Genomic DNA, 11,790 nt, shown 5'->3' with positions numbered 1-11,790 from the left:
CGGCGGTCAGCGCTCGACGCCGCGCGCCTTCATCCACAGGACGTTGAACTCCTCGGGCGTGAGGCGGGCCGGCCGGCCCTCGGGGGCGGCGTCCGGCGGCGTCCCGTCGCGCCAGTCGGACGGAACGGCCGTGAGCGCGCCGGAGGCGTCCCGGCGCACCGCGCGCAGTGGCTCGCCGCGGAAACTCTCGGTGTACTCCGTGGTGCCGCCGGGGCGGCGCGTCTCACTGATCGTCGTCTCGGTGACGTCGAAGTCGTCCGGGACGATCCGGAGGGCGAGCAGCTCCAGGTTCCACACCAGCACGCGCACCCGCTGCCCGTCGGCGTCGACGCAACGGTATGCGGGGTCGAAGTCGTCGACGAACTCGAGTGTCGTGTCGAGCTCGGCGGGGTCGGACAGGCTCTGGATCTCTCCCTCGTCGTCCGTGAAGAGGAGGGGGAAGGAGGGGACGTGGGGCATGGGCCTCGGTTCCTTCATGCGTGTGTGAAGAGAAACGGGCGGCCGGCCGGAAGGGTTCCGGCCGGCCGCCCTACGGTTCGTCCGGACTCATCCGGACTCATGCGACGGGGATCGGACCTCGGTGGTCAGAAACGCCTCCACCAGGGCCGGCCGTCGTTGTACGGCTGCCACGGCCGGTGCCGGCCGATGCCGGGACGCCGGTGGTAGTGCCACTTCTTCCACCAGCTGTTGCCGGACCAGTTGTGTCGGTGGTGGTGGATGCCGAACTTTCGCTGGCCCTTCCAGCTGAAGTCGCATCCGCCACCGCCCGTGTTGGGGAAGCGGCTGCAGCGGACCTTGCTGTTGCGCCAGACGCTCTTCGCCCCGCGCCACAGCTTCTTGCCGCCGCGCCAGACCTTCTTGCAGTGCTTCCAGCAGGCGACGGCGCCCCGGGCGACGACCCACACCCAGCGTCCGTCGAGGTCGAACTTGTTCCTCGGGTCCGCGTAGGCGTACTCGTACGCGTTGGCGCTCCCCCCGTAGACCGGGTCCATGGAGAGGAACCGTCCGGTGGCGGGGTGGTAGAGGCGCACACCCATGAGGGTGACGCCGGACACCGTCTCGGTGGAGCGCTGCTTGGCACCGAGCCAGTCGTAGCGGGCACTCGCCCGGCCCTGGCGCGGGTTTCCGTATTCGTCGGTGTCGAGCACGACGGGGGCCCGGCTGGTGTCCAGGGGCAGCTGCAGGGCGACGTCGCCGTGGAGCGTGCCGATCTGGAGGACGACGTCGCCGGTGGCCGCGGTGGTCGCGGCGAGGTCACCGGAGGCGGATTCGACGTTGCGGCTGATCGCCCCGGTGGTGGTGTCCTCGACGATCCAGCGAGGGTTGTCCCCCTCCCCGTCGTAGTGGTTCAGCTTGGACTCGGTCTGCGTCCAGGTGGTGCCGCTGCCGGTCTCGACCTTCCAGGAGCGGAATCGCTGTTCGGAGTCGAGGGTCCAGGTCTGGCGCTCCGTGCCCGCGGTGATCTGCTGGACGAGGTCGTTGACGTGGTACGCGACGGTGCTGCCGGGCAGCGCCGTGGTGCGGCCGAACGCGTCGTGGGTGTAGCCGGCGTCGACGAGGCGGTCGGCGGTGTCGTAGGTGTGGGTGGTGGTGGTGCCTCCGGTGGTCGGGCAGTCCGCGCCGGGCGTGCCGGTCGCGGTGGTCAGCGAGGTGCGGTTGGCGCGCTTGTCGAACGTGTAGGCGCGCCGGGTGCAGACGGTCTCCGAGGTGTCGAGGACCGAGGTGAGCCGGCCCACCGCGTCGTAGGCGAACTTCTGGTCCGACCAGCCGGTGTGGGCGGTGTTCTGACCGTGCGCGTTCTCGGTGACCGAGTCGCTGTAGACCACGGCGCCGTCACTGTCGCGGGTGTAGGTGCGGTTGACCGCGGCACCGGTGGTGTCCTCGGTCTGGGTGACGGTGTAGCCGCCGGGCAGGGTCTCCTTGGTGACGGAGCCGTCGGCGTCGTAGACGGCTCCGAAGGCACCTGCGATCGAGTCGGTCACCGAGGTGGCCAGACCGCGCGGTTCGGTGGTGTGGTCGTAGGTGTAGGTGACCGTCGAGGGGGCGGTGTCGGTGACCTTCAGCGGACGGTCGAGCAGGTCGTACTCGGTCCGGGTGGTGCCGCCGTCGGCGTCGGTGTACGAGATCAGGCGGCCGAGCTTGTCGTAGGCCTTGGTGATCGTCCCGCCGGTGGCCGAGGTGGTCTTGGTCTCCTGGCCGGTGACCGGGTCGTACGTGGTGGTGGCCGCCGGCACGGCGGTGCCGAGGCCACTGCCGGTGAGGGTGACCGTGGTCGGACGGCCGGCGGCGTCGTGGTCGGTGACCGTGGTGCGGGTGGCGCCGTTGGCGGTGTCCGTGGTCCTGGTCACCTGGCCGAAGAGGCCGTACTCGGTGGTGGTGTCGGAGATCTCGGCGGGCTGGGTGCTTCCGGTGGCGGTGCCGCCGGGGCCGGTCCAGCAGACGAGGTCGGCCCACTCCGGGCGGCCGGCGCAGGAGCCGGTGCCGGTCGCGGTCCAGTAGGCGGTGACCCGGGTGGCCGGGTCGGAGCCGGTGCCGCCGGGCTGGGTGATGTCCGTCATGCGGCCCTGCGCGTCGTAGACCATGCCGGTGACCAGGCCGATGCCGCCCGGGTCCTGGATGGTCAGGGTGGGCAGGCCCTTCGCCCAGTCGTACTGGGTCTCGTTGACGCGCTTCTCGCCCATGACCGAGTAGTAGTCGCGGACCCGGGCACCGGTGACGGTCAGGGTCACCTGGTCCTTGACCTTGGCGGTGCCGTCGGTGGGGCGGCCCTCGTCGTACTCGTTGACGGTCCAGGAACGGGCCGGCACCGAGGTGCCCGCGGTCACCAGGACGGTGGTGCCGTCCTTGAGGTCCTGGGTGAGGTCGATGCGGTGCATCGGGCCGAACTCCTCCGTCTTGCGCACGCCGGTGGCGTCGTAGAGGGAGGTGGTCGACAGCAGGTGGGCGCGCTCCGCGGAGGAGAGGGAGCCGATGCCCAGGTCCGCCAGGGCCTGCCGGCCGGCGGTGGTGGTGTCGAGGGCGAGCGCGCGGTTGGCTGCGCTCAGCTCGCGGACGGTGTTGCCGAACCGGTCGTGCTCGGTGGTGGTGAGGTGGCCGCCGGGTGTGGCGGTGTTGACCTCGCGGCCGGAGGCCCCGAGGTAGTGCACCGTGGCGCGCTTGTAGGCGGCCGCGGTGAGCGAGGAGCCGGTGTGGGCGGTGGGCACGGAGTCGGCGGGGAAGACCGCCGTGGCGTCCGTCGGCGCGTCCTGCTGGCCCCAGGTCATCACCTGGGCGGCGCCCATCCCGTAAGGGGCTGCGGTGCCGGTCAGCGGCACGTCGTAGACGACCGAGGTCGTCGCGGTGCCCTCGGCCACGTCGGCGGTGCCCTGCTTGAGGCCGGAGCGGCCGACCTTCAGCAGCATGCCCTCGCCGCCGGCGGAGCCGCCCGCGTTGCCGTACGTGAAGTCGTACGGCAGGCGTCCGGCCTGTTCCATCCACACGACCCGGCCGCCGAAGTAGGCGTACTGGGTCTCGGTCTGCTGCCCGAGCCTGGGGTCCCAGGTCTGGCGCAGCTTGCCGGTGTTGTCGTAGCGGTACCTGGCCACGGGAGTGGCGGTCGCCGAGGCCGCGCCGGGGGCGGTGGCCCACAGCCTGATCTCGCCGACCTGGCCGGTGAAGTCACCGAACTCGGCGTCGGTGGACGTGCCGGTGGCGGTGGTGGTCGTCGCGTAGACGAACTCCAGTGAGCGGCAGCCCTTGGTGGACGGCGTGGCCGTGCACGTGGCGGGGGTGACCGCGGAGGTCGGCGCGATGATCCGCTTGGGCCGGGCGAACTTCTGGGTGCCGACGGTGACGGTCTCGGAGACGACGGTCGTGGTGGAGTTGTTGAGGCCGTCGACCAGGCTGCTGGACACCTGCCAGGTGGTGGCGGCGGCGTCCGGCTTGGTGAAGGTCGTCACGGAACCGTCGGTGTCGGACAGCGTGAAGCTGCCGGTGACGCTGCCGGTGAGGGTGAGGTCCTCGGCGCCGGGCTCGGAGACCCAGCCGGTCTTCGCCGCGTCGGCGGTGAAGTGCAGTGCCTCGCCGCCCTCCGTCACCACGTCCACCGCGGTGTCCGAGGTCCGGCGCAGGTAGGAGTACTCGGAATCGCTCTCCTCGGCGAACGTGCCGGCGACCCATTCCTTTCCGAAGATCGCAGCCTGGCCGGTCTGGTTCGCGCCCGCTTCGGGGCGACGGGAGGACGCCGTGCGGCTGACCTCCACGCCGAAGAACGAGGCGTCCTTCTCGGACAGGGTGTAGTCGCCGTTGAGCAGGTTCAGCGAGCCCGGGCCGACCTCTTGGGAGGCCGCGCCGGAGGCGTTGCGGTCCACCACGACGGTCAGCGGCTCGGTGCTGCCGGAGGCGGAGTTGGGGCCGGTGAAGTCGGCCTTGATCTGGACGGTGCCGTCCGGATCGACCGTGGTGGTGGTGTTCCACACCAGGGGGCTGTTCTTGCCGCCGGCGAGTGCGACCGGCCAGGCGGTCAGCGCGGTGCCGCCGGAGGTGACGTCACCGGCGGGGATGGCGGTCCACGGGTCGGCCGCGGAGCGGCGCCACGAGAACGACGCCTTGTCGTACTTGGCGCCGTCGACCTCGACGGCCAGCGGCAGGCGGCGCGCGGTGCGCTCGCCCTCGGTGGGCTGGAGGAAGCCGCCCGGGCCGGCGTGGAAGGTGTAGGTCGCGGCCTCGGACTTGTTGTCGGCCTTGTCGGCCTGCCGCACCTGGAGGGCGTGGGTGCCGTTTTTCGGCGGGGTGACGCTGATCGTCTTCACGGCGGTGGAGCCGGCGGTGACGACCTTGGTCCAGGTCACGCCGTCGAGGGACCACTCCAGCCAATGGTGGTCGGTGCCGTTCGGAGTGACCGTGAACGTGCCCGGCTGGCCCGCGCCCTTGACCCACGCGGTGGACGGGTAGTCGGTGGACGTGACGGAGGTCGGCGCGGAGGGGGCGGCGGTGTCGACCGTGAAGGTCTTGTAGGCCGACCAGGCGGTGTTGTAGTGCGTGCCGTCGTACGGCGACGTGCGGAACCTGTACGTCTTGCCGTTCGTCAGCACTCCGGCCGGGACGGTCACCGAGGCGGCCTGTCCGGAGGCCGCCCACGGGGAGACCAGGTAGCTGCCCACCTGCGCGTTGGTGGCGGCGTCGATGATCTCGAAGGTGGCGTTGACCTTGTCGCCGTCGGAGTCGACGAAGGTGTCGCGCAGCGTGGGCATGGTCGTGTTGACGACGTAGGCACCGCCGTAGGAGAAGTAGGGCGGGCCCGCCTCCTGTTTGGTGCCGGTGCGCGGCCGGTAGTTGTAGGTGACGGTCAGCTTGGGCACGTTGGTCGCCGCGTTGGCGGAACGCACCTGCTTCCAGCCGGGGGTGGTGGCCTCCGTGGTGGCCCGCAGGCCCATGTGACCGCGGGTCGCCCTGGCCGAGGCCCACTCCTGCACCAGCGTGTCGACGTCGGCGTTGATCCAGCCGTCGCCGCCGCAGCCGTCACGGCCCTTGGTCTCGGTGGACGTGGCCTTCTTCGCGGTCCACGACGGCTGCGCGGTCCAGCGTGAGGACGTGGACGGTGCGCCGGTCGACCACACCTCCCACGACTGGCCGGTGCAGTCGGCGTTGCCCGAGTGGAAGTTGTACAGCGACAGTTTCGCGTCGAGGATCAGGGCGTCCTGGAGCGGGGTGGAATTCCAGGTGATGAAGGAACGCGCCGTGCGGAAGGTGCCGTCGGCGTTCTTCGTCCCGGGATTGCCCAGGTCCAGCTCGGTGTCGGCGGACCAGTCGACGGTCTCGCCGTTCTGGACGTAGGTGTCCAGGACGCTCGACAGCGACGACGTGGACGGGTCCACCGTCACCGGGTACTTCGTCTGCGGGTCCGCCAGGAACTTCGCGTCCGGGGTGACGAGCAGGTCGATGCCGTCCTTGCGGTTGACGACCTTCAGGTCGACCTTCGCGCGGCGCGTGTGCTCCCCGGAGAGCTTGTCGACGGTCGCGTCCCACATGACGGGCGCGGGCATGACCGCCCGCTTCTTGTCGGCGCGGTCGGTGAAGAGAAGGCTGCCGTCCTTCTGCTGCACCGCCTTGAGGCCCTTGGCCTTCAGGGGAAGCGTGTAGGAGTACGCTCCCGCCGGCTTCTGCTTGACGACCACGAACTGCTCGAAGCCGGTACGGGTCGCTTCCACGACGACGTCGCCGTTGGGCACGGCGTTCTCGTACGTGGCGCGGGTGCCGTCCAGCTTCGGCTCCGGCAGGCCGCCTTTCCACTGAAGGGTGATCTGCTCGGCGCCCTCGCCCAGGGTGACGAGGTCACGGGCGGGCGCGGTGCCGTTCTGCGCCAGGGCCGTCAGCTTCTCGCCGCCCGGTGCGCCGAGTTCCAGGCCCGTCGGGTGGGCCTTGGAGTGAACGCTGCCGTCCGTGTTCCGGACCAGGTCGATGTCCACGTCACGCCAGGCGTCGGTGGTCTCGTCGCGGAAGCGGACGGGTCCGGCGGCCATCTCGGTGGTGAGGCTGCCGTCCTCGTTGGCCCAGGTCGTCGAGGTCTCGGTGCGCTCCGACAGCGCCTCGACCCGCTTGCCGTACAGCCGTGCGGCCACCCGGGCCGACGGTATGTCGGCGGCGGACGCGGGCCCTCCGGCCACCGGTGGCCGGTCGTCCGTCACCGGGTTCGAGGGCGCGGCGACGGCGGCTTCCGTCCCGAACATGACGGATACCGACATGACGACGGCGAGACCGGTCGCGATCGAGCGCAGACCCGGCTGCCGCGTCCCGATCCCTCTGTGGTGCCAGGCCGGTAAACGCCGGAACGTGGGCTTTCCCACTCTCATCCCCTCACAGCGATGCCATGGCACACCCGTTCGGATGCACCGTCGAGGACGTTAGCGAGACCCACAAGATCGCCAATGGGTCGGTTGGAGGGCAAAACGATCAAGGCCGCGAGGGACCAGGACGTGATGCACGTCACCATCACGAAGAACCGGTCGGCCATCGAGAACGTCCGGCCACGCACCGCGTTCACCCGCACGAACGCCGGGTGAACTCCCGTGCGTCGCAGTCCGAAGCGGACGGAGTGCCCGCGAGGGCCGCCCGCCCCGCGAGCTTGTCGCGTCCCGTGGGCGCGGCCCGGTTCGTTTCGAGGCGGACGCGAAGCCGGTCCGGCCCGAGGCAGGGCACGCGCACTCCCTCCGGCACAGGCTCGAACTGCGGCGAGGTGCCGCGCCGTCCGCCGTCCGGGGGCGGATCCGGTCGTCGCGGACCCATGTGCGCGGGGTCTCCAGGTGGACGCCCAGGCCGTGGACGGTGGCGGCGAGGGAACGGTCCGGCGAGGAGCGCACGGGGTCGACCGCGTCCCGCTGGAACTCTTCGGGGCGGTTCTTCCGCTTTGCCACCTTGGATCACTTTCCCTGGACGGGGAAACATCCAGCGTCCGGGTGCCGGAATTTCGAGGGGGGCACTCCACCGCTGATCGCCACCGGTGACACCGGCGGCGACGGGCGCCCGGACCTCCTGCCCCCCCCTCCCTCACGGGTGCGGCTTCTCGCCCTTCGCCAGCATCGCGACGAACTGCTCGATACGACGGGCGCGGGTCTCGGGGCGCTTGGCGTCCTGGACGCGGTAGAGGATCGCGTAGCGGTTCGCGCCGTCGAGGGTCTCGAAGGAGGACGCCGCGGCCGGATCGGCGGCCAGGGCGGCGGCGAGGTCGTCCGGCACGGTGATCGTCCGCGCGCTGTCGTAGGCCGCCTCCCAACGGCCGTCCGCCTTGGCCCGGTCGACCTCGGCCCGTCCCGGCGGACGCATCCGCCCCTGCGCGGTCAGCGCGGCCGCCTTGTCCCGGTTGATCTTCGACCACCGGCTGTTCCGCCTGCGCGGGGTGAACCGCTGAAGCCACCACAGGTCGTCGAACTTCGCCTTCTGTCCGTCGATCCAGCCGTAGCAGAGCGCCACGTCGAGCGCCTGGGCGTAGTCGAGCGCGACGACCCCCGGCCCCTTCTTCCGCAGCTTGAGCCAGATGCCGGCCGAGTCGGCGTGGTGCTCCCCGAGCCACTCCTCGAACGCGTCGGCCGAAGCGAACGTGACGGTCTCCAAGTCCTGAGTCATCCCGGCAGCGAACCACAGTCGGCGCCGCGGCGCCGGACATTCCGGCCGGGGCGGTGCGGTCCGGAAGCCGGGCTCGACCCCCCGGCGCAAAGGGGGATCGGCGTTGCTCGCGGTCGGGACGCTTCCCCACCCTCCCTGCGAGCCGCGCCGCCGTCCCGGCCTGCTTCGGCCCGCGGCCGTGTCGCCGTCGGGGGATGACGGCCGCGGCGAGGGGGCGTTCCCGGGTCCGGGGCGTGGAGCCGGGGAGGGCTGCGGGTCACGACCGGACCGGCGATCCGATGAGCGGAAGGACGCTCCCCGGGCGCCGGCGGTTCGGACGACCCGGGGAGGGGCGGCACACACCGCCCCTCCCCTGTCGTTCCCGCGCTCCGCGCGGCGCCTTCCCGGTGAGCGGGAAACCGCTCCTGCGTCCGGCCGCCCCTCCCTGCGAGGCTCCCTCCGCCGTGGTTCCACGCCCGCGACCCGGACGGGGCGGGCCCGCAAGGAGGTCGTGACGGATCATGAGGGGCGCATGGACTCTGGCCCGGCTCGCGGACTGGGCCGCGGAGGCGTACGGCGGCGAGGAGGCCCTCGTCTTCGGCGCGGACCGCTGGACCTTCCGGGAGCTGCGCGACCGCGTCGACGAGGCGGCACGGGCGGTGATCGCGCGGGGGGTGCGGCCCGGCGACGCGGTCGCCGTGTGGGCGCCGAACAGCGCCCGGTGGGTGGTGGCCGCGCTCGGCGCGGTGGCCGCCGGGGCGGTCCTCGTCCCGGTGAACACCCGCTACCGGGCGGCCGAGACGGCCGACATCCTGCGCCGCTCCCGCACCCGGCTGCTCTTCACCGAGCACGACTTCCTGGGCACGGACTACCGCGCGCTGCTGGCCGGGTCCGGCGAGGAGCTCCCGCTCCTGGACGGGACGGTGGCCCTGCACTCCGGCGACTGGCCGGACTTCCTGGCCGGCGCGGACCGGGTGGCGCCCGGCGAGCGGCTCGCCCGCTCGCGGGCCGTGCGCCCCGACGACCCCGCCGACGTCCTCTTCACCTCCGGCACCACCGGCCGGCCCAAGGGCGTCCCCGCCACCCACGGGCAGAACCTGCGCGTGTACGATGCCTGGGCCCGCACGGTCACCCTGCGGCGCGGCGACCGCCACCTCCTGGTCAACCCGTTCTTCCACACCTTCGGCTACAAGGCGGGGGTCCTCGCCTGCCTGATGCACGGGGCGACGATCGTCCCCGAGCCGGTCTTCGACGCGGAGACGGTCCTGCGCCGGATGCGGGACGAGCGGATCTCGGTCCTCACCGGGGCGCCCACCGTCTTCACCTCGCTCCTCCACCACCCGGACCGGGCCGCGTACGACCTGAGCGCGATGCGCATGGCGGTCACCGGCGCGGCGAACATCCCGACCGCCCTCATCGAGCAGATCAGGACCCGCCTCGGCGCCCGGAACGTCTCCACCGCCTACGGCCTCACCGAGTCGACGGGGGTGGTCGCGATCTGCCCGCCGCACGAGTCGCCGGAGACGCTCGCCCACACCTCCGGCACCGCGCTGGAGGGCACCGAACTGCGGGTCGACGCGCCGCCCGGCGAGCCCGGGGAGATCCTGACCCGCGGCTTCCACGTCATGCGCGGCTACCTCGACGACCCCGGCGCCACCGCCGAGGCGGTCGACGCGGACGGCTGGCTGCGCACCGGCGACGTCGGCGTGCTCGACGCCCGGGGGTTCCTGCGGATCACCGACCGGCTGAAGGACATGTTCGTGGTCGGCGGGTTCAACGTCTACCCGGCCGAGGTCGAGCAGGTCCTGCGGACCCATCCGGCCGTCCTGGACGCGGCGGTCGTCGGCGCGCCGGACGGACGGCTCGGCGAGGTCGGCGTCGCCTACTGCGTGCCCGTGGCCGGCGCCCGGATCGACGGCGCGGAGCTCACCGCGTACACCCGCGAGCGGCTGGCCAACTTCAAGACCCCGCGCGCCTTCCACCCGCTCCCCGCCCTCCCCCACAACGCGGCGGGCAAGGTCGACAAGGGAGAGCTGCGGCGGCGGGCGGGAAACACCACCACCGGACGAGGAGCACGATCGTGAACGACAGCACCACCGCACCCACCGACACCGATGTGATCGTCGTCGGGGCGGGTGTCACCGGCCTGTACGCGGTGCACCGGCTGCGCGGGCTCGGCCACCGCGTGCGGGGCTTCGAGCGCGGGGACGGCGTGGGCGGCGTCTGGTACTGGAACCGCTACCCGGGCGCCCGCTGCGACGTCGAGTCCGTGGACTACTCCTACTCCTTCGACGAGGAGCTCCAGCAGGAGTGGGACTGGAGCGAGCGGTACGCCACCCAGCCCGAGATCCTGCGCTACCTCGACCACGTCGCCGACCGCCACGACCTGCGCCGCAGCTACTCCTTCTCGACCTCGGTCGTCTCGGCCGAGCTCGACGAGACCACGCTGACCTGGACGGTCCGCACGGACCGGGGCGAGACGGTGTCGGCCCGCTTCTGCGTCTTCGCCGTCGGCTGCCTCTCCGCCGCGCACCGGCCGGACATCCCGGGCGCGGCCGAGTTCGCCGGGAGCGTCCACCACACCGGGGCGTGGCCGCACGAGGGCGTCGACTTCACGGGACTGCGCGTCGGCGTCGTCGGGACCGGCTCGTCCGGCATCCAGGCGGTCCCGCTCATCGCCGAGCGGGCCGCGCGGCTGACGGTCTTCCAGCGCAGCGCCAACTACAGCGTCCCGGCCGGCAACCGCCCGCTGGACGAGGAGACCCGGACCCGGCAGAAGGCGGGCTACGCCGAGCGGCGCCGGCTCTCGCGGCTCAGCGGCGGCGGCTCGCCGCACCGGACCCACGCGTCGGGGACCTTCGAGGTCTCCGAGGAGGAGCGGCGGGAGGCGTTCGAGGAGCGCTGGCGGCTCGGCGGGGTGCTCTACTCCAAGACCTTCCCGGACCAGCTCACCGACCGGGCGGCCAACGACGCGGCCCGGGCGTTCTGGGAGGAGAAGGTCCGGGGGCTCGTCGAGGACCCGGCCGTCGCCGACCTGCTCGTCCCCGTCGACCACCCGATCGGCACCAAGCGGATCGTCACGGACTCGGACTACTACACGACCTTCAACCGCCCCGACGTGGACCTGGTCGGCCTGCGCGGGAACCCGATCGAGCGGATCGAGGCCCGTGGGGTCGTGCTGGCCGACGGGACCCTGGTGGAACTGGACGCCCTGGTCTTCGCCACCGGCTTCGACGCGATGACGGGCGCGCTGGACCGGATCGAGGTGCGGGGGCGCGGCGGACGCCTGCTGAAGGACGACTGGGCCGCCGGCCCCCGGACGTACCTGGGCCTGGGGGTGGACGGCTTCCCGAACCTGTTCAGTCTGACCGGGGCCGGCAGCCCGTCCGTCATGGCCAACGTGGTGCTCTGCGCCGAGCAGCACGTCGACTGGCTGGCGGAGTGCCTGAGCCACCTCGACGCACACGGCCACCGGGCGATCGAGGCCCGTCCGGAGGCCGTCGAGCGGTGGGTCGCGGAGTGCCGCGACCGGGCCGCGGCGACCCTCTTCCCGGCGGCGGACTCCTGGTACCAGGGCGCCAACATCCCCGGCAAGCCGCGGGTGTTCATGCCGTTCATCGGCGGCTTCGGGGTGTACGGGGAGATCATCGCCGCGGTGGCGGCGTCGGGGTACGAGGGGTTCGACCTCATCGGGGCGTGACCCGACGGCAG

Annotated in this window: 5 protein-coding genes; 2 read left to right on the top strand and 3 right to left on the bottom strand. The window is 72.2% G+C overall.

The genetic code is table 11. The annotated features are described in order from the left end of the window. Window positions 1-6: 6 nt before the first annotated feature. From IE287_RS22875 to IE287_RS22865, 3 genes are all read right to left on the bottom strand, one after another. Complete coding sequence (locus tag IE287_RS22875; RefSeq protein ID WP_189851023.1) at window positions 7-459, bottom strand: hypothetical protein; 453 nt, start codon at window positions 457-459, stop codon at window positions 7-9. Window positions 460-584: 125 nt separating this feature from the next. Continuing rightward, window positions 585-6,722: an RHS repeat-associated core domain-containing protein gene (locus IE287_RS22870; RefSeq protein ID WP_189851022.1), complete on the bottom strand. Its 6,138-nt coding sequence runs from the start codon at window positions 6,720-6,722 to the stop codon at window positions 585-587. Between the two features lie 802 nt (window positions 6,723-7,524). Then, a complete protein-coding gene (locus IE287_RS22865) occupies window positions 7,525-8,100 on the bottom strand; it encodes a YdeI/OmpD-associated family protein (protein ID WP_189851021.1) in 576 nt (191 codons plus the stop codon). Between the two features lie 500 nt (window positions 8,101-8,600). Here IE287_RS22865 and IE287_RS22860 point away from each other — a divergent pair, with 500 nt between their 5' ends. Together IE287_RS22860 and IE287_RS22855 are read left to right on the top strand one after the other, a co-directional pair. Then, window positions 8,601-10,163, top strand: coding sequence for a FadD3 family acyl-CoA ligase (locus IE287_RS22860; RefSeq protein ID WP_189851020.1), 1,563 nt, complete (start codon window positions 8,601-8,603; stop codon window positions 10,161-10,163). Continuing rightward, complete coding sequence (locus tag IE287_RS22855) at window positions 10,160-11,779, top strand: flavin-containing monooxygenase (protein ID WP_189851019.1); 1,620 nt, start codon at window positions 10,160-10,162, stop codon at window positions 11,777-11,779. Before IE287_RS22860 ends, IE287_RS22855 begins: the two co-directional genes overlap by 4 nt. Window positions 11,780-11,790 lie beyond the last annotated feature (11 nt).

Source organism: Streptomyces omiyaensis (assembly GCF_014650895.1).
Lineage (GTDB): Bacteria > Actinomycetota > Actinomycetes > Streptomycetales > Streptomycetaceae > Streptomyces > Streptomyces omiyaensis.
Note: the sequence above shows the minus strand (reverse complement) of the source record. Positions and strands in the feature narration are given on the sequence as shown.

What these genes read in the sequence shown, in the direction of transcription:
- IE287_RS22875 (WP_189851023.1), bottom strand. Translation starts at nt 459, where the DNA reads ATGCCCCACGTCCCCTCCTTCCCCCTCCTCTTCACGGACGACGAGGGA.
- IE287_RS22870 (WP_189851022.1), bottom strand. Translation starts at nt 6,722, where the DNA reads ATGTCGGTATCCGTCATGTTCGGGACGGAAGCCGCCGTCGCCGCGCCC.
- IE287_RS22865 (WP_189851021.1), bottom strand. Translation starts at nt 8,100, where the DNA reads ATGACTCAGGACTTGGAGACCGTCACGTTCGCTTCGGCCGACGCGTTC.
- IE287_RS22860 (WP_189851020.1), top strand. Translation starts at nt 8,601, where the DNA reads ATGAGGGGCGCATGGACTCTGGCCCGGCTCGCGGACTGGGCCGCGGAG.